16 protein-coding genes are annotated in these 24,787 nt (G+C 39.5%); 13 read left to right on the forward strand and 3 right to left on the reverse strand.

Translation table 11 applies throughout. The features are described 5' to 3' along the window. Entirely contained in the window at positions 1 to 771 is a 771-nt protein-coding gene (locus AAW12_RS07385; RefSeq protein ID WP_046672969.1) for a hypothetical protein, read from the forward strand. A 78-nt stretch (positions 772 to 849) separates the two neighbouring features. Here the strand turns inward: AAW12_RS07385 and AAW12_RS25360 are convergent, their stop codons facing one another. Then, positions 850 to 1,959, reverse strand: a complete 1,110-nt coding sequence (locus tag AAW12_RS25360) for a serine hydrolase domain-containing protein (RefSeq protein WP_053003563.1) — start codon at positions 1,957 to 1,959, stop codon at positions 850 to 852. Positions 1,960 to 2,249: 290 nt separating this feature from the next. On the opposite strand from AAW12_RS25360, the gene AAW12_RS07395 reads away from it, so the two are divergent. The 12 genes from AAW12_RS07395 to AAW12_RS07455 all read left to right on the forward strand — a co-directional run bounded on the left by AAW12_RS07395 (position 2,250) and on the right by AAW12_RS07455 (position 22,036). Further along, positions 2,250 to 2,813: a dihydrofolate reductase family protein gene (locus AAW12_RS07395; RefSeq protein WP_046672970.1), complete on the forward strand. Its 564-nt coding sequence runs from the start codon at positions 2,250 to 2,252 to the stop codon at positions 2,811 to 2,813. 102 nt (positions 2,814 to 2,915) lie between these two features. After that, the gene (locus AAW12_RS07400) at positions 2,916 to 4,214 is read left to right on the forward strand and encodes a spondin domain-containing protein (protein ID WP_046672971.1); all 1,299 of its coding nucleotides are present in this window, start codon (positions 2,916 to 2,918) and stop codon (positions 4,212 to 4,214) included. Between the two features lie 161 nt (positions 4,215 to 4,375). Continuing rightward, a complete protein-coding gene (locus tag AAW12_RS07405; protein WP_046672972.1) occupies positions 4,376 to 5,077 on the forward strand; it encodes a peroxiredoxin-like family protein in 702 nt (233 codons plus the stop codon). Between the two features lie 79 nt (positions 5,078 to 5,156). Continuing rightward, complete coding sequence (locus AAW12_RS07410; RefSeq protein WP_046672973.1) at positions 5,157 to 5,996, forward strand: AraC family transcriptional regulator; 840 nt, start codon at positions 5,157 to 5,159, stop codon at positions 5,994 to 5,996. A 1,303-nt stretch (positions 5,997 to 7,299) separates the two neighbouring features. Beyond that, positions 7,300 to 7,899 (forward strand): RNA polymerase sigma factor, encoded by a 600-nt coding sequence (locus tag AAW12_RS07420; protein ID WP_197083994.1) that lies wholly within the window; start codon positions 7,300 to 7,302, stop codon positions 7,897 to 7,899. A gap of 249 nt (positions 7,900 to 8,148) precedes the next feature. Then, positions 8,149 to 9,324 (forward strand): FecR family protein, encoded by a 1,176-nt coding sequence (locus tag AAW12_RS25365; protein ID WP_156167573.1) that lies wholly within the window; start codon positions 8,149 to 8,151, stop codon positions 9,322 to 9,324. 193 nt (positions 9,325 to 9,517) lie between these two features. Continuing rightward, positions 9,518 to 12,880, forward strand: coding sequence for a TonB-dependent receptor (locus AAW12_RS07430; RefSeq protein ID WP_084823102.1), 3,363 nt, complete (start codon positions 9,518 to 9,520; stop codon positions 12,878 to 12,880). Positions 12,881 to 12,898: 18 nt separating this feature from the next. Further along, positions 12,899 to 14,812, forward strand: coding sequence for a RagB/SusD family nutrient uptake outer membrane protein (locus AAW12_RS07435; RefSeq protein WP_046672976.1), 1,914 nt, complete (start codon positions 12,899 to 12,901; stop codon positions 14,810 to 14,812). 49 nt (positions 14,813 to 14,861) lie between these two features. Further along, complete coding sequence (locus tag AAW12_RS07440) at positions 14,862 to 16,043, forward strand: DUF5000 domain-containing lipoprotein (protein WP_046672977.1); 1,182 nt, start codon at positions 14,862 to 14,864, stop codon at positions 16,041 to 16,043. Between the two features lie 35 nt (positions 16,044 to 16,078). Continuing rightward, entirely contained in the window at positions 16,079 to 17,281 is a 1,203-nt protein-coding gene (locus AAW12_RS25370) for a DUF4998 domain-containing protein (RefSeq protein ID WP_197083996.1), read from the forward strand. A gap of 23 nt (positions 17,282 to 17,304) precedes the next feature. Further along, entirely contained in the window at positions 17,305 to 19,662 is a 2,358-nt protein-coding gene (locus tag AAW12_RS07450) for a discoidin domain-containing protein (RefSeq protein WP_046672978.1), read from the forward strand. Continuing rightward, positions 19,652 to 22,036, forward strand: coding sequence for a glycosyl hydrolase family 95 catalytic domain-containing protein (locus AAW12_RS07455; protein WP_084823104.1), 2,385 nt, complete (start codon positions 19,652 to 19,654; stop codon positions 22,034 to 22,036). The genes AAW12_RS07450 and AAW12_RS07455 overlap by 11 nt, the downstream gene beginning before the upstream one ends. 298 nt (positions 22,037 to 22,334) lie before the next feature. Here AAW12_RS07455 and AAW12_RS07460 read toward each other — a convergent pair whose 3' ends face one another. Both AAW12_RS07460 and AAW12_RS07465 read right to left on the reverse strand, forming a co-directional pair. Beyond that, positions 22,335 to 23,552, reverse strand: coding sequence for a transglutaminase-like domain-containing protein (locus tag AAW12_RS07460; protein ID WP_046672979.1), 1,218 nt, complete (start codon positions 23,550 to 23,552; stop codon positions 22,335 to 22,337). Between the two features lie 628 nt (positions 23,553 to 24,180). After that, positions 24,181 to 24,654: an SRPBCC family protein gene (locus AAW12_RS07465; protein WP_156167574.1), complete on the reverse strand. Its 474-nt coding sequence runs from the start codon at positions 24,652 to 24,654 to the stop codon at positions 24,181 to 24,183. Positions 24,655 to 24,787 lie beyond the last annotated feature (133 nt).

A 24,787-nucleotide genomic window follows, 5' to 3' on the forward strand; every position in this document is an offset into this window, starting at 1 on the left:
ATGAAGAAATTTTATCAAATAAGCAATGGAGTTGCTTTGGTCATCACGGTGATCATTAATTACCTATCCAATACGGGGATTTTTAATGGGGAGACCATGGCAACAATTTCTGCTAAATATCAAAATCTATTTACACCTGCGGGATATGCCTTTTCCATATGGGGTCTCATTTATTTGGGGTTGTTTGGATTTGTAATTTATTTTGGTCCTTTTGTCAGACAGACAAATGAAAAAGATAAAGTAGTTTTAAAAGTCGGATGGTGGTTCTTGATTTCTTCTCTAGCAAATAGTCTATGGGTCATTACCTGGTTGTATGACTATACCTTTTTAACTATTTTATTGATGGTCTTACTTTTTGTCTCGCTATTAACGATAATTTACCATACACAAACTATTGCGTTTCATGCTGCACGCAGCAAGCGTATATTTCTTAAGATCCCTTTTCAACTTTATGCAGGGTGGATTTCTGTCGCTTTGATAGCCAATATTGCAGCCTATCTGACGAAGATAGGCTGGGACGGCTTTGGATTATCAGCTACCATGTGGGCTATTATCATGTTTGCAATTGCATTAATCCTTCACTTATTGATGATCTGGCAACGTCATTTGCCGGTATTTGGACTTGTCGCCGTATGGGCTTTAATAGCTATTTCAGCTGCTAATAAATTAGTTAATAGCACTGTATATGCAGCGGCTATAATGGCAGCCATTATTGTTTTGCTAAATGTAATTGTGTACTTTATTCAATATCGTAAGCGACAGCCTTTCTAGTGCTTACCTAATAAAATACATGATTCTGGTTGGCAATCGAAGTTTAAACTTTCCATAGTAATGCAGCAAAGCCAACTATTATTTTATTGCTGATTTTGCAATCAATAGCTTTTGAAATTCTTTTCCGATAAATGGATTGATGACGTGCTGAAATCCTTTTTGCAATGTAAAGACAGTGATAGTCGCATCAGACTCCGGCGAATAGATCACATCTGTTCCCCACCAACCCCCATGATAGTAAGCGTTGAATCCCATGTCAAAATGATAAATTCCCAAACAATATTTGGATTTATCTGGCGGCAAAACGTAGGTATGCATCGCTTTCAGAAGTTGTTTATCCTGGATAATTTTTCCGTCAAATAGGTATTGAAAAAATAAGGCTGATTCTTTGGCTGTTGCTGCGATTCCGCCGCCTCCGTACAGATCCCAGGAAGGATCAATAGCATAAGAGTCCCAGTTGTATTTGTTAGCGTATTGATGGGCGAGTGGCAAGGTGCTTTCAGGATAATGCTCTAAGTTTATAAACCATGTCTTTGTAAGATTTAATTCTTTGTATTTCAGTAAATTTCGAATAGCTGTATAAAATGGCAGATGCGTTTTTTGCTCAATAATCTCGGTGAGGAGCAAATAATTAATATCAGCGTAACTAAATATTTCACCGACAGGCTGAGGGCTCCCGATATCGATGGATCTTCTGATCTGCTCGTCTTTTTTCCATTTATATTTAGGATGCTGATTGACGAATTCAAAATAAGCTTCATCTACATAATCTTGAATTCCCGAAGTATGCGACAGCAAGTTCTTTATAGTAATTCCCGCTAGATTATAGCCATCGCTTTCAAATAGGTGACGTGTTTTTTTTGATAATAAATTGGCAATCGGTTGATCAATAGAAAATTCACCTTTTTCTACCAATCTTAGCATTGCTGCAGCAACATAAGGTTTTGTGTTGCTAGCAATCAAAACAGGCTGTTGGTCTTCCAGCGCTTGGTTCGTGCTGGTATCTGCTACTCCTCTTGCATAACTCCAGGAAATATTGTGTTTCGGTGCTTCTACATGAACAATAATCCCGATTGCATCCTTATTTTTATCATAAATAGAATCTACTTTATGCTTAAAAACTGGCTGTAATTGAGCCCATCCGATTAATGGAATAAACATTGTGTTTAATAACACGATTTTTTTCATATGTTCTTTTCTAAACGTGTATCTCAGATCCAGAAACTTTCTGAGCATTGCTAAGTATATTTCTTTACTACTACACTAACAGACGCCACTGCACCTGCGAAAGCATTGATCCTACAGCAGGGGTAACGGATTTTGCTTCCTGTTGCGCTTGTGAAAATAAGAATTAAAATAATAATCTTGATGGTGAAAAATGTAAAATAGTACATCAGTTTTATTTCTTGTCGTATGCAAAGTCTTTTCAATATATAAAATGTTAGATTTATGGTGTAAAAGAAGCTTATCGTAAGGATATGAGAAAAGTAATTGCAGCATTCAATATGACCCTTGACGGGTTTTGTGATCATACAGCAGGCATTCCCGATGAGGAAATACATCTTCATTATACGCATCTATTAAATAACGCTGATGTCATTTTGTATGGTAGGATTACCTATCAGCTTATGGAATATTGGCGGCCTTTTGTGAAAAGTCCCTCAGGTGAAAAATCAATGGATGACTTTGCATTGGCTATCGATAAAATTCCAAAAGTTGTTTTTTCAAATAGCCTGAAAAATATAGACTGGGCAAGTGCAAAATTGGCCGATGGTATACTTAAAGATGAATTATTGAAATTGAAACAGCAATCCGGTAGGGATATTTTGGTTGGGAGTCGAAGTTTAATTGTACAGTTGTTGAATCTCAATTTGATCGACGAATTTCAACTGTGCATTTATCCAGTTGTTGTAGGACAGGGGCTTTCACTTTTTGAAAATATAATCGATAGAAAAGTTTTTAAATTGTTAAAAACAAAGCCTTTTTCTGGCGGATCAGTCCTCTTGTACTATCAATACAGTCCAACACCTACTTCCCTATAAACTATTCCATCGGGAAATATCGGCAACACAGCGGGAAATCCAGATACCTGCAGCTCCTCTGATGAAATTTACATTTGTAATGTAATTTAAAAAGAATTCATTATGAAATATAAACATTCAATTTTGTGGGCTATAGCAGCATTCCCCTCGCTAATTACCGCTTGCAAAAAAAATGATGCTATGCCATCGATGTCGGAAACGACCATCACGATAGAAAATGTATTGGATTCGAAACCATTGGTCGAGTCTGGTCGTTTTAAAAACAATGGTGCTTCGCCAGTGATTATGCCTGGTGAAGCAATTTCAATTAAGTTTTCTGCAGCCAAAGGACAAGCGCTTAGCTTTGCAACGATGTATGGTTCGTCGAATGACTTGTTTTTTGCCCCCGAAAATCCTGGCATAAAGCTGTATCAGGACAATGGAACTCCGGTTGAGGGCGATGTTTCGGTACAGATCAAATTATGGGATAATGGTACTCGTATCAATCAGAAACCAGGCGCAGCTGTAATGCACCCGGGAACCACAGAAACTGCTCCAAAAGCTATTAGCGAAGTAAATGGAACCGATGCACAGGGCAATACTTATGCTGCAGCTTCTACCTTAATGAAGGCAACACTTCATTATGAAGGGGATTCCAATTTTACACTTATAATCACTAATACCTCTGGCGATACGAGCAATCCGACTCCCTTCAGTCCCGGAGTTTGGGCGATTTCATATATCGCAGGAGGCAAGCTGATAAATTCTAATCCATTATTTGAGGCAGGAAAACCAAGTGCAAATGGAATGACAAATATTGCGGAAATGGGAGACAATAGCGTTTTAGGAAATTATATCAATACACAAACAGGTATTTTTACACCATTATCTCCGGTTTTGGTGGTGTTGTATAAAGGTATCGAAAACCCGATATATAAAACCGGTGAAAATGACCGTGGAAAAGGACTGAAAGAATTAGCGCAAAAAGGTGATGCATCAGGCCTGGCGACTTATCTTAAAACACTCGCAGGTGTAAAAGCTGTTTATATCCTTCCGGCGGCTAGCTCAACTGTATTACTTCCTAAAATCGGAGCGCAGGCGGGAAGTAGCGTTTCGCAGCAGTTAAGTGTAGCAAGTGGAGACCGAATTGCCATTGCAAGCATGTACGGGCTTTCCAACGATTGGTTCTTTGCCACAAAAGGTAATGGAATTGATGCAACAGTAAAAGGAGATGTATCCTATTCAATCGGATTGTTTGACAATGGGACAGCGATTAATCAGTTTCCCGGAGCCGGCAATGAGCAAGCAGGATTAGGCGGCACTCCTGCGACAGAACGTAAACCTGTTATAGAAGTGCCTAATCCAAATGGGTTCACCACACTGCCATCAATTTCCAGCATGATTAAAGTAACAATCAACTAATTTTTGAGTCCGGTTATACGTACGAAAATCTCATGGATATTATTGTCCTTACTGGAGACAGGACAATCAGCAACCTATTACATGCAGGGCTAAAGTATCGATTGAGTTTCCATGGACACAAAGTATAGATTCAGTTTAATAAGTAGTAAATGTGTTGTAAAATGAAAAATTATATAAAAACAAAATTAGCTGCGTTTATTGCGTTGCTGTTATTCACGACGTGCATCGCAGGCATAGCCAATGCGCAAGAGCCGTCTCGCATGAGTAAAGCTGACGGCGTGATACATAAAATCGAAATGAAGCAATCCCCTTATCATATTCCGCAAAATCCGGAAGACATCAGCCCGCTATTGTGTGGAGAAAAAATACCGATGGCCGTATTGTTTGACGTTTCCGGTAAAGGATTTGATCTCAATAGGGCGATTTCCCAAAAACCGACCATTTTGGTTTTCTACCGCGGTGGCTGGTGTCCTTATTGTATCAGACAACTTTCGGGCTTACAAGAGGCCTTTTTAGGATTGGAAGAAATGGGGTATCAGTTGATTGCCATAAGCACAGACGAATCTGAAGGACTAATGGAAGCTGCAGCAAAAGAAAAATTAAGCTATACACTTTTATCGGATTCAGATCTTGCGCTGTCGAAACAAATGGGGATTGCATATAAAGCTCCAAAAGACTATTGGGAGATGCTTCCGAAAACAACTGGAGGTAAGGACAGCGAGTTATTGCTTCCAGTGCCATCAGTTTTTATAGTCGATCAAATGGGAACCATACACTTCGAATTTATCAATCCCAATTTTAAACAGAGATTGTCCTCCAATCTGCTGCTTGCAGCTGCAAGCAGCATTAAAGAAGACCTTTAAATTTCTAGTTTTTGGATAGTAGACTCTTAAGAAAATGATTAAATTTATGCGAATTGAAATGCTGTAAGTAAACGACAACATGATTAGGGAGTATAATGATAACGTGACCGCAGCACGGTTTGTGATGCATAGTGACAACAACCAGTTTTCAGGTAGGGGACTTCGTAGTGCGGGTTCTCTGCCTATCAACACATTTATCTACAACAAGGGCGGCGAACAGAAAGTGACGATCGATGAGATTAGCTATACGATGCCATCAAGGTGTATACTTCCTTTGGTTTCCAATCAGCATTTTGTATTTGAGCAGCCCGATGCGCTGACTGCCTGGCAGTTTAATAGGGAGTTCTATTGTATCGTTGACCACGATGCTGAGGTCGGTTGTGTTGGTTTTCTGTTCTATGGTATTCGACATCCAATGTTCATTGTATTAAATGATACTGCTGTCGAAGAAATGTCTCATCTGGAGAATGTGTTTTCCAATGAGATGATGGTAAAAGATAATTTTCAGGGTGAAATGCTGCGCACCCTTCTTAAGAGAGTTATTATCAATACCACAAGAATTGCAAAGCTCCAAAGTGAAAGCTATCAGCTATTTCCCGACGAAAAAATGGATATTGTGAGAAAGTTTGCATTGCTACTGGAATGTAACTTTAAAGAGGAACATGAAGTCAGGTTCTATGCCGCTGCACTCAACAAATCACCAAAAACACTGAGCAATGTATTTGGTCTGTTGAAACAGTCAGCGCCATCTGTTCTTATCCGTAACCGAATAATTCTTGAGGCTAAAAGGTACCTCCATTATACCGAGAAGTCAGCGAAGGAAATAGCCTACGAACTTGGTTTTGAAAGTCCTGCCCATTTTAGCCGGTTTTTCAAAAAGTATTCTGGAACAAATGTTTCAGCTTTTAAGAACCTTTGATCATAATTCAAGGCACGGGTTGCCGTTTAGAGAAAGACTGTATTGTATGGGAATTTGATTTATACCTTTCAATGAATATGCGATTAAGGTTTCCTTATGAAAAATAAGTGAATTTGCTCTTAAAATAAAACGTATGCCATTGGTAAACTGGCGCTAGAAAATTGAAGCCCAATATAACAAATTATTAATACTCTGTAAATGAATTTATTAAAACGGTATTTTGTGTTGATAGGGATGATCATTGCATTGATTTTTATGTACATTGCAATTTCGGTTTATCCGGGTGGAACGTACCAGAATGAATCATCGATTGGATTTGATTGGTCAAAGAATTTTTTTAGTAACTTATTTGGAGAAAAAGCATTAAATGGAGCCGAAAACACCGCTAAATACTGGGCATTTATAGGTATGTTTTTCTATTCCATAAGCTGTGCTGTATTTTTTGTTCATATATCAAAAAAAATTCCTAATACAACAGCGTCAAATTTCATAAAGTATGTTGGAGTACTTACTATGCCCTTTACATTTTTTATAATTACACCCTTTCATGATTTGATGTTGGCTATTTCAACTAATCTGTTTTATTCATGTGTGGTATGTATTACCGTATACGTGCTCAAATCTAAACTCACTTTTTTAAATATTATTGCATATTATGTTTATTCATCTTTTATTATGCAACCTATTTGTATGTTACAGGACAGTGGGATTTGCTATCATTAATACAGAAAATAAATAACGGTAGCACCATGATATTGATTATAGGGCTTGAGTATTTTACGGATCAAACTGATTTTTCCAAAAGAATCGGATGAGCTATCTTTTCAAAAATTGTATAAATAGTTCATAGAAAATAATAGGTGGCCTAGCCGGCGCGGCCACCGGACTATTTTTATCGCATCTGTTGCTAGCTATGGGACAGTTGGCTATTGCTGGATTTTGTAAAACCCGTCCTACACTATCTTTCTCTCTAAGGGGGAGGTAGAAGCCATCGTTGAACTCATCATTAGAGAATCGATAATCTTTCTGGATATTGACCTTTCTATTAAACCGGCATATCGGTTACATCGTAATATTTTACATGTTTTTAGGTGTTTTATACATTTCCGATTTAAATTATATTATTTCTTTTGTTTAAATATCAATTGTCAGGCGATTGTCAAGTGGCCAATGAAATTTTGCTGCTACATTAATGCGTCAAGTACCTAGAAAAGCGGGTGTATTGAAAGTGTAATCTACCTTCATGTACACGATAAAGCAATTGAAAAACCAAGGATTATTGAACTTCGAAAGAAAAAGAATTATGAATCTAGAGGACAACATGATATTGCTCCTACAATTGGCTGAAGGAAATCAAAAGGCATTTGAAACATTCTATTATAATCATAGGGCGCAGTTGTTCGGGCGGATATTAAAGCAGGTTCGTTCTGTGGAGTTTGCTCAGGATATCGTTCAGGATGTATTTGTTAAAGTCTGGCAGAATAGGGCACAGATCGATGTTTCGAAAAATTTCAAATCTTATCTCTATTCAATTGCACAGCGCACAGTTTACGACTATTTTAGAAAAATTGCTTCAGATGAAGTGAAGTGCGAACAGCTGATGATCCTTTCCAAGGGTAAACGTGCGAATGATATCGATGAAAGCCTTTCGTATAGAGAAATGGAGAAATACCTAAATGATATTCTGGATTTTGTTCCCGAACGATGCCGGGAAGTGTATGTTCTCTGTAAGCTTGAAGGCCGTAGCTATGATGAGGTATCCAAACTTTTAAATATTTCAACGGCGACAATCAATAATCATATCGTAAAAGCGACCGGTATTATCAAGTCGCATTGGAATTGGAACTGTTATTTTCTCCTGATGACTTTGATCGCAGAGTATCATTCGATGTTTTATTTTTAAGAATTGTCTCAGCGATATCTTTTGTTGATCGACAGGGCTTAAATCTGCCTGTCATTGTATTCCCAGATGCGCCGTTAGTCCGGGTTGGCGTTACTAACGGGGATGGCGCGTTTTTCCGTAGATTTCGTGTAATCGTGAACATATGCATAGGCACTAGCTGCAGCGATATAAATAATCTAATTTTTTTTATTTGGCATAGTTGATTTTTTTTTTGCTTACGTATATAGTATAAAAGAAAGACCAATTACTGTGGAAGAAAACCAAATAATAAGCTTATATAAAAGATATCTGGCGGGAGAGTGCACAGACGAAGAAATTCATTTGTTGATGCATTACATGCGACAAAAGGAGCATGCAAAATTATTCAAGGAAGTGATTTTGGATAGTTTGGAAAACGAAGAGGATATTGCGTTAGATGACCATGCAAAGAAAACCATCCAACGGATGGACGAATACTTTGAACAAGAATATTTTTATCAGAATCGAAGGAAGCCCGGTAGGAAGTTACTTGGATGGATTCCAATAGCTGCCGCGGCTCTAGTTATCTGTACAATTTCAACGATATGGTATATAAAAAGGGATGATGAGGCTGCTCAAATTGCCATGACAAATTCCTACAATACCTTGATAACCAGTAGTGGTGAGGAAATCGCGCTGGATGGTACTTCGAATGTGGAAATATTGAGACAGCATGGCACTATCATCCTACAGGATAGTTTAGGAGATATCCATGTTAACGTATTGGATAGCCTCTCAAATATGGATGCTACAACTATTTACCAGACTATTAGAACGGCAAAAGGCAAGCAGTCGCGAATATATCTTACGGACGGAAGTGTTGTGGCCCTAAATTCCGACTCCCAGCTTAAATTCCCGCTACGTTACACCGCAAATCAACGGGAGGTTGAACTTCAAGGGGAAGGATTTTTTGATATTGAGACCAATAAACAAAAGCCATTTATAGTTAAAACAATAGATCAACGTATTAAAGTGTACGGGACCAAGTTCAATGTCAACAATTATGAAAACGAACAAACTACCAAAACCACGCTATTTCACGGCAAAGTTTCCGTGCAAAATCTAATAGGAACATCACCTCAAAAGGAATATATCCTACAGCCAGGAGAACAAATAGTCCTGGATAAGAAATCCAAGGTATTAAAACAGGATAAGACTGGAAATGAGGAGCAGGTATTAGGTTGGAAAAATGGTGTATTTATTTATGATAATGCCACATTAGGAGAAATTATGAAGGATTTTGCCAGGTGGTATAACATTGAGGTGGATCTCGAAACCCTTCCTGCACTTACGTTTAGTGGAACTATACCAAGAAATTATGACCTAGACAGAGCACTAAGTGTTATCGCACGAACAGCGAATATCAAGATTAACAGAACGGGGACAACATTAAAATTCGAAAAATAGATGAAGAAAACAAACTAAACAAAAAAGCCGACAGTACTGGCATACCGTCGGCGAACATTAGGGTAATACAAAATTTTTCTAACTAACCTAACATCACAAAAGTATGAATTTAAAAGTTCAATACAAGCATTTGTATTGTTTATTACATCGCTTATCGTGGACTGTAATATGTTCTCACAAGCATCTAATCATAATGAAGCTAACATTTGTAATAACATTTTTATGTTCGATTTCAGCATTTGTGGAAGGCTATGGCCAACGTATTAATTTGGATCTGAAAAATGCGACTGTCGAGTCCCTGCTGAAAGAGGTCAAGAGACAGTCTGGCTACGATATGTTCTATAATATCGATTTGATCAGTCCTTTAAAAAGGAGCAATTTTAGATTGAAAGATGCTACACTTGATGAGGCTTTAACCGCAGTTACAGAGAACCTGGGGCTCGACTATGAGATTGAAGAACGAATGATTGTTATCTCCAAGAAAAGGGCGAATCGAGCCAGCCAAAATTTGATCAAAGGCTTTGTCTCCGGGGAAGACGGCAAAAAGCTATTGGGTGTTTCTGTCGTTGAAAAAGGTACAAGTAATGGTACTACAACTGATGGTGATGGTAATTATAGCATTAAAGTATCAAATCCCAAAGGGGTTCTTATTTTCTCTATTGTTGGTTATGGAAAAAAGGAAGTTCAGATTGACGGGCTTCAGCAAATTGATGTTCAGCTTGTGGTCGATAAAAGTGAACTGGATGAGGTTGTTGTTGTTGCTTATGGTCAGCAGAAAAAGGAGAGCATGGTCAGTTCCATTACAACAATCAACCCAAAAGAATTAAAGGGACCTACAAGTAACCTTACAACAATGCTCGCAGGGAGATTGTCTGGGGTAGTGGCTTTTCAGCGAAGTGGTGAACCAGGAGCTGACAATGCGCAGTTCTTTATTCGTGGGATCACTACATTTGGAAGCGGAAAAGTAGATCCTTTGATTTTGATTGATGGAATGGAATCTACTTCAGACGCTCTAGCAAGATTGCAACCGGATGATATCTCAGGTTTCTCCGTATTAAAAGATGCCGCTGCATCTTCGCTGTATGGCGCAAGGGGCGCAAATGGTGTGGTATTGGTTACTACTAAATCAGGTATTTCCGGGAAAACAAAATTTAATGTCCGAGTAGAAAATTCCCTTTCTTCGAATACACAGAATTTCAAGTTAGCTGACAATATTACGTACATGAAGCTAGCAAATGAGTCCGTATTGACCAGGGATCGTATAGGAGAACTGCCGTATAGCCAAAATAAAATTGACCGTACAATAGCTGGTAATAACCCCTTGTTGTATCCGAATAATGACTGGATAGGCCTGTTGATAAAAGATTATACACTCAATCAACGATTCAACATGAATATGAATGGTGGTGGGAAAAATGCACAATTTTATATTGCTGGAACTTATAACGTGGATAATGGCGTGTTAAAATCAGAACACGGAAATAAATTCGATAACAATATCAACTTGAAGAGCTATCAAATCCGTTCAAATGTGAATGTTAAGCTAACGCCGACGACAGAGGGAATTGTACGAACTTCGGGCAGTTTTGATGATTATCAAGGACCGATAGGCGGTGGTGGCAATATTTTTCAGGGGGCTATTGCTGCAAATCCCGTCAATTTTCCCGCTATTTTTCCGGCATCCGATATGCCCTATGCACAGCATCCGTTATTTGGAAATGCTAAAATTAGTGAAAGAGGAGAGGCCCTATATTTTAACCCCTATGCGGAAATGGTCTCCGGATTTCAACAGTACAATCGGTCAACATTAAATGTACAGTTGGAAGTCAAACAAGATTTCAACTTCATCACTCCGGGTCTCAATGCAAGGTTAATGGCTTATACACAACGCTATTCTTATTTTGATTTAAGCCGAAGATACAACCCATTCTATTATCGGGCCAATGCAATTGATGCCGATGAAGATAAATATACGTTAGAACTGCTAAATGAGAAAAATGCAACAGAGTACCTGGATTATAATAAAGGGAGCAAAGTTTCAAATACAGTTGGCTATATGGAAGCCGCAGTAAATTATAGCCGAGTTTTCTCCGAAAAGCACAGTGTCGGAGGATTGTTGGTGACTCAGCTGCGGAGTTATCTTACCGGTAATGCCGATGATCTTCAGGCTTCTCTTCCTTTTCGAAATCAAGGTTTATCGGGGCGATTTACGTATGGTTATGACAACAAGTATTTACTCGAAGCAAATTTTGGGCTGAATGGCTCCGAACGTTTTGCAAAAAATCACCGTTATGGTTTTTTCCCATCCATAGGTGTAGCTTGGAATGCCTCGAATGAAGAATTTTTCAAGCCACTAAGAGAGACAATAACAAAACTAAAATTTAGAGCAACCTACGGATTGATCGGTAACGATCAGATCGGTAACACAGATGATCGTTTCTTTTACCTGTCAAAAGTCAATTTGAGGGATGGCGGACATGGATCGGCCTTTGGTACAAATTATATCTATAGCAAAGATGGGGTGTCAATTTCGAGATATGCCAATGAAACGATCACTTGGGAACAGGCCACAACGGTCAATTTGGGAATGGATCTGAATCTATTTAATAGTGTGAATATTATTGTAGATGCATACAAAACACGTCGAAATAATATCCTAATGAATCGAACATTTATTCCTACGACAATGGGACTATCTGCTCCTATACAGGCCAATGTAGGCGAGGCAGAAGGGAAGGGTGTCGACCTTTCGGTAGATTACAATAAGAATTTTGGAGACATGTGGATACAAGCCAGGGGAACGTTTACCTATGCAAAGAGCAAATTGCTGGTGAATGAGGAGCCTAATTATCCAGCCAATTTATCCTATTTGTCCAAAATCGGCCATTCACTTAACCAGTATTATGGTTTGATTGCGGAAAGACTGTTCGTCGATAATGAGGAGGTGAAAAACTCTCCAGTGCAGAGCTTTGGTGAAGTTATGGGAGGGGATATCAAATATCGGGATATCAACGGTGATGGCATAATCTCCTCCTTAGACTATGTACCCCTAGGTTTACCTACAGTGCCTGAAATTATTTATGGTTTTGGCTTGTCAGTGGGTTATAAGAAATTCGATCTTAGTGGATTTTTTCAGGGTTCAGCGAGATCCTCTTTTTGGATTGATCCCGATAAAACAAGTCCTTTTGTGATGAATGGTCCCTATCAGCATGGACTCTTGCAGGCTATTGCTGACGATCACTGGTCTGAGGAAAATGGCAACATCTATGCCTTTTGGCCTCGTTTGAGTCCAACGCTAAACCAAAATAACCTCAAGCCTTCCAGCTGGTGGATGCGTAATGGCGCATTTTTGAGATTAAAGACCGTTGAGTTGGGTTACAATTTGTCGAGCAAGATGCTTGACAAGATGGGCGTGGGGCCAATTAGGCTCTATTTAAATGCGAGCAACCTCTTCGTGAAGAGTAGTTTTGATCTTTGGGATCCCGAAATGGGCGGCAATGGTCTAAGATATCCACTTCAAAAAGTATACAATTTTGGTCTAAATGTCCAGTTCTAACAAAAAAAGAAATTTAATATGAAAAGATATGCGATTCATTTGACTTTTTCAGCAGTATTGCTGCTCTTGATGATGAACTCCTGTAAAAAGAATTTTTTGGATGTTGTCCCTGATAATGTCTCCACCATAGATCATGCTTTTTCCAACCGTAATGAAGCAGAAAAGTTCTTATTTACCTGTTATGATGGTTTACCCAGAGAAGGCCATCCTGAAATGAACGCCGGTTTGAATACGGGAGATGAGCTGTGGATTTATTGGCCCATGCCGACAGGAGAGGATTATTCCAGTTTGTCCCCTTATAATATTGCTCGGGGGCTACAAAACAAAGATGAACCGGAATTGAACTATTGGGATGGTTTTGATGGGCGGTCTATGTGGAATGGGATTCGAAACTGTAATATATTTCTTGAAAATATTGATCGCGTTAAAGATGTGGAACCTTATATCAAAAGCCGTTGGATTGCTGAAGCTAAATTTTTGAAAGCCTATTTTCACTGGTATCTATTCCGGATGTATGGGCCGATACCCATTGTTGATAAAAACTTGCCAATATATGCCAGCCCTGAAGAGGTCCAAGTAAGCCGACAGCCTGTAGATGCCGTGGTCAACTATATTGTCAATCTATTGGATGAGGCTGTTGGGGGAGAGGCAAATGTCGGATTGCCCGATAAGATTTTGAATCAGGCTACCGAGCTTGGGAGAATTACCAAACCTATTGCATTAGCCATAAAAGCTAGGCTACTTGTGACAGCGGCAAGTCCTTTGTTTAATGGAAATACAGACTTTGTTAGTTTAAAGAACCCGGACGGCACAGCTTTATTTAATCCGACTTACGATCAGAAAAAATGGGAAAGAGCAGCAGAGGCTTGTAAACTCGCTATTTTGGCAGCAAAAAATGCTGGTATCGATTTATATCGTTTTACTTCACCAACAAATTCAGTAGATGATTTTACAAAAACGGAAATGAGCATCCGCAATGCTGTATGTGAAAAGTGGAATTCGGAATTGATTTGGGGAACGACCACAAAGCCCGATGATACTTGGACGTTACAGCTCTATGCAAGTCCACAGTTGGATCCGAATGTTCCTAATTCTGGCTTAAAGGGGCAGTTGGCACCTACTATGAAAATGGCTGAGCTGTTCTATACAGAAAATGGTGTGCCTATTACAGAAGATAAAACCTGGGATTATGCCAATAGATTTCAATTAAGGACAGCGACCTCGGCCGATTTAGGTATACAAAATGGTTATCAGTCGGTAGGGCTGCATTTTGACAGAGAGCCCCGTTTTTACGCTGATATGGCTTTCGATGGTTCCAAATGGTATATGGAAAATGGGAATTTCAATATCCAAGCCAAATCTGGGCAGCATTCGGGGAAAAAGCAAAGTCGGATCTATTCGGTAACGGGCTATTATACGAAGAAACTGGTAAATTGGAAAATGGTTGCAAGTGCGACCAACATCACTGTAGAGCGTTATCCTTGGCCTGTTGTGCGACTGGGAGATCTATATCTGCTTTATGCTGAGGCATTAAATGAAACGGACAACAAAGCACTTGCGCTGGAATATGTCAACCTAATTAGGGATCGTGCAGGATTAAAGACTGTCGAATCTTCCTGGATCAACTTCGCTAAAAATCCTAATAAATATAACGATAAGAATGGTTTACGGGAGATTATATATCAAGAGCGTTTAATTGAAATGGCTTTTGAGGGAAGCCGATTCTGGGATCTGAGACGCTGGAAAAAAGCAGGTGAATTCCTGAACCAACCGATTTATGGTTGGGATGTGATCCAGACAAGCTATACGGATTATAATCGTAGGGTTTTATTGTTTAATCAAAGTTTCAATAGCCCAAGGGATTATTTTTGGCCGATCAAAGACTACAGTATTTTAGTCAATCCAAACTTGGTTCAAAATGGAGGTTGGTAATCTAAACCACAGCAAAATTTAGTATGAACGACTAATCAATGAGAAAAAAATGAAACGAATAATATTTGTGTTATTTGCGGGACTGCTAATCGTGGGAGCGATTGGAGCCTGTCGGAAAACTGAGGTGGGCACAATGGATAAAAGCGATAAGCAAGCCCCAGGGCCTGTTAGCAACGTCGAAGTTGAAAATTTAAATGGTGGGGCTAAAATAACATATAGCTTACCAACTGACGATGATCTGCTTTACATAAAGGCCGAATATACAACGAAGCAAGGTGTGGTCCGTACGACGAAAGTGAGTAGATACCTGGACAGTGTGGTCCTTGAAGGTTTCGCTGATACCGATGTTTATGAAGCTAGACTATATGCCGTGGATAAAAGTGAGAATGTATCTGTACCATTGGTGGTAAAAGTACAACCCAAAACACCACCTTTTGAGCTTGTAAAAGAAAAGCTCCTCGCTAGTAAGGCATTTGGTGGAATTGATGTTGCCTATCAGAATGATACCGAATCGGATGTCGCTATTGTTGTTTTAACAAATGATAAACTCGGCAATTTTGTGCCCGTGAAGACACTGAGCACCAAAGCAAAAAAAGGAAGTTTTGGTCCAAGAGGCCTTCCTTCAGTGCAAACTCGATTTGGACTGATGGTACGAGACCGTTGGGGTAACCTTTCGGATACAACATATGTGACCTTAACACCGATCTTTGAGGAGAGACTGGATCGAACAAAAATGAAGGGACTGAATATTAATGGTACTGATGCAAAAAATTATCCAGGCAATGAGGTGGAGTATCTTTTTGATGGTGACGTGAGTAACAATCATGCTTACCATACAATTGATCCTGTAAAAATGCCACAGTGGTTTACATTCGATATCGGACAAACTGCTAAGTTGAGCCGTTTAGTTTGGTTTATGCGACCAGGATGGTTTTATGACTTACACAATCCAAGAAAAGTGGAGATATGGGGTTCTAATAACCCTAGCCCTGATGGTAGTTTTACAAATTGGGTTTTATTGGCTGAACATGAGCAGATTAAGCCTTCAGGTTTGCCTCCGAAACAAAATTCCAATGCTGATATTGAGGCAGCGCTCGAGGGCGAAACGGTTAATATCCCAATCGATGCTCCAGCTGTAAGGTATATCCGATTTAAAACATTACGGAATTGGTCCGATGGTGTATATGTGAACTTTACCGAACTGGCCCTATTTGGCAATTCAAATCCTTAGTCGATGCAATGCTAACTTAAAGTGAAAATATGAAAATGGTAAAATATATAATCTGCTTTTTCTTCATCTCGGCGGGAATAATTATGACCTCGTGCACCAGAGAAGATGCGTATAAGGAAATTACAAAAGATGGTGAAATTTACTACCCTGGTCGCGCGGATACTGTAGAGGCCAATGGTGGAAAAAATCGGATCCAATTGCGGGTTCACCTCGGTAACGATCCTCTGGTCACCAAGGTAAAGGTGTATTGGAAAAATTATACTGATTCGGTAGAAGCAAATGTTGTAAAGACTACTGGAAAGCATGTCGTTGATTTTATGTTCGATAATATTCCTCAGGGAGCCTATTCTTTTGATGTATATACTTACAACGCTAAAAATGCAAAATCAATTGTGAAGAAAGTTAATGGTATGGTCTACGGTGATAATTATCAACGGGCCTTGTCCAATCGTACGGTTAAATCAATCGGTTTTTCTCCAGATGGGAATCGCCTTATTGTAAATTGGAATGCAGCACTAGACGGTGAAAAATTCATTGAACTCAAATATATAGATGAAAACGGCTTGGCCAAAACCACTATTGTTCCTGGGGGAAGTACAACGACGGAACTACCAGGATATAAAGAACAGTCTAAGCTTTCCTACAGGTCCATTTATCTCCCTGAACCTCATGCAATAGATGAATTTACTGTAGACCCGATGGAATCAAGTATTCCACTGTTTGAGCGGCAACTCGATAAGTCGAAATTCAAAGAACTTGTTTTGCCAACAGATGTCACGGACAATTGGGGGTGGCTTTTACGTTTTCTATGGGATGAAAATTATGGAACACCAGGGTTTGCCTCTACATACAGTAACTCGCCGTGGTTTACTTTTGATATGGGCGAATCTGTTTCCATTAGCAAATTTAAAACCTGGCAAGCCTCAGATCGGATTTTTAGAGCTGAAAGCATTAAACGTTTTGAAATATGGGGAAGTAATAATCCTGCTTTGGACGGATCTTGGGGAAGCTGGAAAAAATTAGCCGAATGTAAATCTTTAAAACCTTCCGGTTTGCCAGGCGAGGAATCAACAGCTGGAGATATTGAATATGCAAAAGCCGGTGAGGAATTTGAATTACCACAAGGTTCTTCCAAAGTGAGATATCTCCGGATCAAAGTTTTAGAAACTTGGGGCAATGGTTCATTTATCACCATGGGAGAACTCGGTGTATGGACTAGCGATAAAATGGATAAATAATAACGATTTTATTAAAAAAATGTATGTTTAAGAACACGATTACAACACTTTATTTCGCTCTTGCGGTCAGCGCTGCAGTAGGACAAACGAATGCGACCGCATCAAAAACGATTAAAATAGATGGAAATGGAACTGGAAGACTTTTTGATGGAATAGGTGCGGTGAGCGCGGGATCTTCATCAAGGCTATTGATAGATTATGCGGACAAATCCAGAAGTGATATTTTAGATTATCTTTTTAAGCCAAATTTTGGCGCTGGTTTTACCTACCTGAAGACCGAAATTGGGGGTGATGGCAATACCACCTGTGGATCGGAACCGAGTTTTGCCCGAACAAGAGCGGAAATGGAGAAACCGCATTATAAACGCGGATTCGAATATTGGTTAATGCGTGAAGCTGTTAATAGAAATCCAAGTATTGAGCTTGATGCATTAGAATGGAGTATGCCGGGCTGGTTTAAAGGGGTATGGTCGCAGGATAATGCCGATTACCTGGTCAAATTCATCGATGGAGCTAAGCAATGGGGGCTTAAAATGAAGTATATTTCGGGGTGTTGGAATGAACGCGACTATAATCGAGATTGGATAGTCAATGTTCTAAGACCCAGCCTTGATAGAAATGGTTTTAAGGATATAAAGATCAATGCACCGGAAGGTGCAGGGAAGGCATGGGAAATCAGTGATTTGCTGGTTAAAGATTCCGTATTCAGAAACACCCTATCTTCGATCAGCTATCATTATCCCGATTCCTATATGTGGGGAAATCGGGGTGAGGAGCCAAATCCAAACTCGGTTTTAACTGAGTTGCCATTGTGGTCAGGCGAGGACTTTTCATTACCTGGAGCATCTTGGAGAAATACGACATATTTGGCAAAGAATATCTTAAGATGTTACATCAAATGGAAAATTGTCAAAGTGAATATGTGGTGCCCAATTGCTTCCATGCCCGATATCTCCTGTTTTTCGAATGTTGGCTTGATGAAAGGAGTGATGCCTTGGGCAGGGTATTATGAAGTGTGGCCCACGATTTGGGCCGTTGCTCATTTCAATCAGTTTGCCAAACCTGGATGGAAATATTTGGATAGTGGCTGCGGTGAATTGAGTGGCGATGGTGCATACTGTACCTATAAAAATATGGATGGTAGTAATGATTATAGTATTGTGATCGTCAGCGGTTCAGAAGCTCAGCAATTAAAATTTAATATTTCCGATCTTCCAAAAAACAAATTACACGTATGGAAGTCGGATAGTAAAAGCCAATTCCAACAAGTAGAAGATGTGACAGTTGTAGATGGACAGATTACACTGTCTGTTGATCCGGAATGTATTTATACGATCACAACGACGACAGGCCAAAAAAAGGGCATGCACAGCATTCCTAAAGAGAAAATTTTCCCAACTAAATATGCAGATAATTTTGATAACTACGCTTTAGATCGGGCACCACTTTCACCTCAATATTTTTATGACAATTCGGGGGCCTTTGAATTGGTACAGGGCGAAGGCAACAATAAATATTTACGGCAATTACTGGTAAATGATATCACCCACTGGATTCCGGATGAGTGTGCATATACCTTTGTCGCGCAGAATGCAGAATGGGATCAGGGTGAGATTTCTTCCGATGTTTATGTAGAAAATGATGCCTTTAATGGAGTGGGGTATGCTGGATTAATTTTGAGAGGAGCCTATGACAAAGCCAATCAATCAAACATACCTTTCGGCTATCGTTTCAACATCTATAAAGATGGCACATGGAAGCTATTGACCAAGAAAGCGACACTGGCAAGTGGTATTGTGGATGCGAGCAAGTGGCATAAACTTAAATTCAGCGGAAAAGGAAACACGATCAAAGGTTATATCGATGGGCGGCTTGTTGTGGATCTTCAGGACGATACGTATTCTATTGGTGCTGCAGGTTATGTATCAGGCTTTAATTTTGCTGGGTTCGACAATCTTGTGCTCAATTATACCCCAGCATCGGGAAAATTGCTGTCAGCATGGATGCCGGCAACCTCGCCAGTTGATCCCATAGGACATAGCTTTATCGGCGCGTTTGACGGAAATAGTCTTTCCAAATGGAGCCCAAAAGCTGATGGTACTGCGCAACACCTTGTCGTGGACCTCGGGGCCTTAAAGAAGATAAAGCGATGTGAGACGTTTACAGATTTTGTAGATAAGGGCGTAAAATATAAAATTGAATATTCTGCCGACAATGTAAATTGGTCAATTTTTGCGGATAAAACCAATAATGGTAAGATATCGATCCCTTGTTCCGTGGATCAAGGCAATGCTAAAGCCAGATGGATGAGATTAACACTTTTACCAGAGTCCGATAAGACCATTGCAAATATTTATGAATTTAAGGTTTATGGAGATTAACTCATTTATTTGGGCAAATGGTATTCGAAACCACATATTTATCGTGAAGAAATTTTTAACTGCAATTTATGCGTGCTGCTTCGCATTTACAGCCGTATCGGCCCAGCAAAAGCCTTTGAAGTTGTGGTATGATAAGCCAGCTGAGATTTGGGAAGCGACGTTGCCGTTAGGCAATGGCCGTTTGGGGATGACACCAGATGGTGGAATTTTAAAGGAAAGGATTGTATTGAACGACATCACTTTATGGTCTGGTAGTCCCCAGGACGCAAATAATTATGAAGCGTATAAAACTCTTCCTGCGATCAGAGCGCTTATTTTGCAAGGTAAAAATGATGAAGCACAGGCTCTAGTAAACAGCAATTTTGTCTGTAAAGGAGAAGGTTCGGCAGGGGAAAGATGGGGGAAATTTCAAACAATGGGTGCTTTGGAAATTGACTTTGCCTATAAGGGGGATCCTCAAGGTAAGCAAAAAGTAGAACATTACCGTCGCGAACTATTGTTGGATCAAGCCGTTGCAAACTGTACATTTACGCGTAATGGTGTCAATTACAAAAGAGAATACTTTAGTAGTTTTGACGATGATGTCGATGTGATCAGGTTGACCGCCGATAAGCCGGGACAACTGAACTTTCGGATTGCAATGAATCGGCCAGAGCGTTATCAGGTTAGGACCTTCGGCAATGAATTGCAGATGTCCGGTCAGCTTAACAATGGTTCGGATGGTAAAGGTATGCAGTATTTGGCTCGTGTGCAGGTCAAGTTGAAGGATGGAACTGTCCGCCCACAAGATAGTAACCTTGTTATTGAAGATGCTACAGAAGCTTTGATTTATCTTTCAGCCGGAACTGATTTCAAAGGTTCTGCTTTCAAAGAAAAGACGAGTCAGCTATTGGCTACGGCAATGGCAAAAAGTTATGATCAACAAAAACGCAATCATACAGCTGCCTTTAGAAAGCTCTTTCATCGTGCCTATATTGATCTTGGCGAAGGAGTGGGGGCAGATTTGCCTACTGATCGCCGAATAGCCAATTTTTATCACAAGTTCAATGATGACCCATCGCTTGCTACCTTATTTTTTCAATATGGAAGATATCTCAGTATAAGTAGCACACGAGTTGGTTTGTTGCCGCCCAATTTGCAGGGCTTATGGGCACAGGAGATTAATACCCCGTGGAATGGGGATTATCATTTGGATGTCAATGTGCAGATGAATCATTGGCCACTGGAGGTTGTCAATCTCTCTGAGCTAAATCTACCGCTTGCCGAACTTGTGAAAGGTCTCGTTGAACCGGGAAAGAAAACCGCGAAAGCGTACTATAATGCAAACGGCTGGATTGCACATGTAATTACCAATGTGTGGGGATTTACGGAGCCCGGCGAGAACGCTTCATGGGGAGTATCAAATGCGGGTTCAGGCTGGTTATGTAGTAATTTATGGGCTCATTTTGCTTTTACAAATGATTTAAACTATCTAAAAGACATCTATCCCGTGCTGAAGGGCTCTGCCGAATTTTACAAAAATGTATTAGTGAAGGATCCCAAAACGGGCTGGATGGTGACTTCTCCATCCGTTTCTCCAGAGAATACGTTCTATATGGCGAATGGAAAAACAGCTAGTATCTGTATGGGGCCAACAATTGATAATCAGATTGTGCGGGAGCTGTTTAATAATGTAATCACAGCGTCCGAAAAGTTAAAGATTGATGCTGAGTTTAGACAAGATTTGGTGCGTTTGTTAACTGCAATACCTCCAGCTGGAGTGATTAGTAAAGATGGGCGTATACAGGAATGGCTGGAAGACTATAAGGAAATTGAGCCGACACATCGCCACGTTTCTCATTTGTATGGCTTATATCCAGCGCCATTGATTTCACCTTTATCAACACCGCAACTAGCGGCAGCCGCAAAGAAAACACTCGAGGTTAGAGGCGATAATAGCACAAGTTGGTCCATTGCCTATAAGACACTGTTTTGGGCAAGGTTACATGAGGGTAATAGGGCCTTTAAACTAATCAGAGAAATGTTAAAACCGGTGGCTGATCCAAATAATATGGGCGGTGGTGGTGGCGTCTATCCCAATCTATTTTCTGCGCACCCTCCATTTCAAATAGATGGTAATTTCGGTGCTACAGCGGGTATTGCAGAAATGCTTCTGCAGAGCCATGATGGTTGTATCGATTTGTTGCCTGCTTTACCAGACGCTTGGAAAAGTGGTGAAGTTAAGGGGCTTAAGGCGAGAGGGAACTATACCGTCGATATGAAGTGGAAAGATGGCAGACTGATTCATTATGCTATTCGCTCTACCAAGCCCGAGAAAATTAAGATCAGACTAAATGGTCGATATCGTTGGTATACAACACTAAAAAGCAGCTAGGAATAGCGAGATCATAGCGATTTGCCACCAAATTCTCTTTGGCCGAATGTAAAGGTTTTGTTTCAAATGTAGCTAGATCTTACCTTTAGCTTGATTAGTTGTGATTACGTGGACACTTTAATATCGTAAATAAACCGCAAAAGGTCAGTATAAATCAAAAGTCGTTACTATCCCGTTTTAAGGTTTAGCTGTATGCCTTTGCTTTGGTAGGGACTTTGGAAATTTTGAATTCAGGTTTTATCCAGCAATTTTAAATAGCGTTGGCTGCATGCCAACGCTATTTTTATTGTATTGTTATTTATTGCGGAGATCTCCAGAAGTAGGTAGGATCACACGTAATCACGTTGTTTTTTAAATATTTGTTACTGCTTTTGTCAAACCCGCTAGGAACTAAAGAAATGTACTGCAGATCAGGGTCGGCAGGTCTATATCTACTTTCTGTGTTAAACTGGCTTTTATTCGTACATTGAATCCAGTATAAATTCTTTGCCATATAATAATCCAGGTACCAAAGTTTACTTACTTTGGACTCTGCGTTAAGCTTGAGCGATTGATTATTTTTTAAATGCTCCCTAACTTCTTCAATGCTCAGTAAATTGTTGTTGTCGTCCATCACAAATGTACCATGGGAAGGATCCATCCACAGCCATTTTTTTAGAGTCTCAGCATATACGCTATTGATCACATGGCAATCAGTATCTTTGTCGTCTTTTGGCATGCATGTAACATAGCGTGACTTAAATCCCATAGCGAGGTACATTTCATTTAACGTCATCGCTTTGTGCCGACAGTTGATACCTTTTCCCGTTGCCTTGTGGTAGTTGTAAAAATCAATTGCGTCAAATTCACATAACGCCCAATTGCTGCCGTCATATTTAATGTTATTTGCCACGAAAAACATGATATTACTGATTTTGGAAATTTCGTCGCCATTACCAGCTATCGAGTCCAGGTTGAAAAAATTTTTTACCGCTAATAAATTACGATCGCTCGCTACCTCATAGGTAAATATCGGCAAAGAGTCACTATCCGTTGAAACGTATCCTCCTGATTGCTGCAACAGAGTTAATTTATCGTATTGCTTCAGTTGGACCAATGCTTTTACAAATTTACTTTCCTTACGAATATTATCTAGATCATGATCATTTAAAGCATTACGATAGTCGGTATATCCCCACAAAATCGCCTTTTCAAAACTTGAAACAGCTTGTTTTTTTTGATTGAGTAATGATTGTAAACAAGCAAGGTTGTAGTTTATATTCGCATTAATTTCACTTATCGTAGTTTGATATTCCTGCTTTTCTTTTTCAGATAGCTGTAAGTTGTCCATTTTGGCCGCAATGGCATTTAATACTGTGGCTGCTTTTCGATAATCCTTTGCCGGGTAATAATTATTATATTCCTGTTCTAACTTCTTAAAGTCTGAGAGGAATTTATGCCATGTCGTCGAAGTTGTCTGCGCGATTACACAGGTGGTCAGCAGCATGAAAAGAAGAAGGTTAAATAATAGTTTCATTGGAGGTTTTAGTTAAGTAAATAGTTTTATTGTATCAATGTCAACTGTAATGTTTACGCTTGAAAATCTTTGTCCCACGATTTTATAAAATAGATTTTGCTTTAAGACAGCTATGCCATGTGAAATATTACATCTAGCTGGTGAAATATTATCTAAATACTTTTTAAATAGTTATTACTTAATTCGCCGTGATTGAAGATCGTCTTCAATCCATTCTGACTTTAAAGAAGGATGTGATCTTACGTTTGATTTAGGTGGTTCGTATCTACTTAATTCTCGAGGTGATGAAGTCGGGTTATTTGGCAATTATTCCAAACAGATATCCGATGATAAGGGAACAGAAAGAAGTTTTCTTTCTGACCAGAATTCGGGAATAGGGGCATTCGGATCGTATTAGTAGGTACCTCATAGAATCGGTGTAATGGCACGAGTAATGCAGAATTTCGTGACCGAAAATAGATTTGGTGGGATTGCTTTTCAAACAGGTGTAAATTTCCTGATACCAGCAAAATAACTCAAAGGACGCTCTAAAATGTATGCGTGATTTTTGACAATAAAAAATTAAGCAAGTGAGCCTAGGTTTTGAAGGAAGGATTTGCGTCTGTTTATTCCAAGGAAATAACCCAGATTATTGGGTTATTTCTGTTGTGGCTTCATGCGAATTCAGGTAAGGAGTTCCTACACCTGTTTCAACATATGATTTTAAGCTTGCTGTAAATTGTCTCCAGCCATCCGAGCAGATCTGATAGCATTCAACATCGGGTTGTAATCCCATATGTGTCAGCTGTAGTTCAGTATCATTATTTTTTTTGATGATTTCCCAAATAATGGTTGTACCGATCCATTCTTTCTTGTTTTCTAGACTCGGAATATCTAACAGTGAGTCCTCTACGTACCATACGGCTTTTGTGTTAGGTTCGAGTTCCTGTACGCGAAATTGTTTAAATACCGATTCTCCAAAATGAATCGTAAATGATTCCCCTTGTTTGTTAGAAATGCCTTCAAACATTTCAGTCCACCATAGTGGAATATCATTGGTCAATGCACCAAATACTTTTTCTACAGGTGAATTCAGAGGTATTGTAATACGGTAATTTTCCATATTGACTGATTTATAATTTTTGTTGTGATAACCAAAATTAAGCTTTAGTATCCAACCCAAGCTTGACGTAGGACAAGTATTACCAAATGTATTATAAGCATTTTGGTGGATGATAAATTATAGATGACGCGAT

It is taken from the genome of Sphingobacterium sp. Ag1 (assembly GCF_000988325.1).
Taxonomy (GTDB): Bacteria; Bacteroidota; Bacteroidia; order Sphingobacteriales; family Sphingobacteriaceae; genus Sphingobacterium.

What these genes read in the sequence shown, in the direction of transcription:
- AAW12_RS07385 (WP_046672969.1), top strand. Translation starts at nt 1, where the DNA reads ATGAAGAAATTTTATCAAATAAGCAATGGAGTTGCTTTGGTCATCACG.
- AAW12_RS25360 (WP_053003563.1), bottom strand. Translation starts at nt 1,959, where the DNA reads ATGAAAAAAATCGTGTTATTAAACACAATGTTTATTCCATTAATCGGA.
- AAW12_RS07395 (WP_046672970.1), top strand. Translation starts at nt 2,250, where the DNA reads ATGAGAAAAGTAATTGCAGCATTCAATATGACCCTTGACGGGTTTTGT.
- AAW12_RS07400 (WP_046672971.1), top strand. Translation starts at nt 2,916, where the DNA reads ATGAAATATAAACATTCAATTTTGTGGGCTATAGCAGCATTCCCCTCG.
- AAW12_RS07405 (WP_046672972.1), top strand. Translation starts at nt 4,376, where the DNA reads ATGAAAAATTATATAAAAACAAAATTAGCTGCGTTTATTGCGTTGCTG.
- AAW12_RS07410 (WP_046672973.1), top strand. Translation starts at nt 5,157, where the DNA reads ATGATTAGGGAGTATAATGATAACGTGACCGCAGCACGGTTTGTGATG.
- AAW12_RS07420 (WP_197083994.1), top strand. Translation starts at nt 7,300, where the DNA reads ATGAATCTAGAGGACAACATGATATTGCTCCTACAATTGGCTGAAGGA.
- AAW12_RS07430 (WP_084823102.1), top strand. Translation starts at nt 9,518, where the DNA reads ATGAAGCTAACATTTGTAATAACATTTTTATGTTCGATTTCAGCATTT.
- AAW12_RS07435 (WP_046672976.1), top strand. Translation starts at nt 12,899, where the DNA reads ATGAAAAGATATGCGATTCATTTGACTTTTTCAGCAGTATTGCTGCTC.
- AAW12_RS07440 (WP_046672977.1), top strand. Translation starts at nt 14,862, where the DNA reads ATGAAACGAATAATATTTGTGTTATTTGCGGGACTGCTAATCGTGGGA.
- AAW12_RS25370 (WP_197083996.1), top strand. Translation starts at nt 16,079, where the DNA reads ATGGTAAAATATATAATCTGCTTTTTCTTCATCTCGGCGGGAATAATT.
- AAW12_RS07450 (WP_046672978.1), top strand. Translation starts at nt 17,305, where the DNA reads ATGTTTAAGAACACGATTACAACACTTTATTTCGCTCTTGCGGTCAGC.
- AAW12_RS07455 (WP_084823104.1), top strand. Translation starts at nt 19,652, where the DNA reads ATGGAGATTAACTCATTTATTTGGGCAAATGGTATTCGAAACCACATA.
- AAW12_RS07460 (WP_046672979.1), bottom strand. Translation starts at nt 23,552, where the DNA reads ATGAAACTATTATTTAACCTTCTTCTTTTCATGCTGCTGACCACCTGT.
- AAW12_RS07465 (WP_156167574.1), bottom strand. Translation starts at nt 24,654, where the DNA reads ATGGAAAATTACCGTATTACAATACCTCTGAATTCACCTGTAGAAAAA.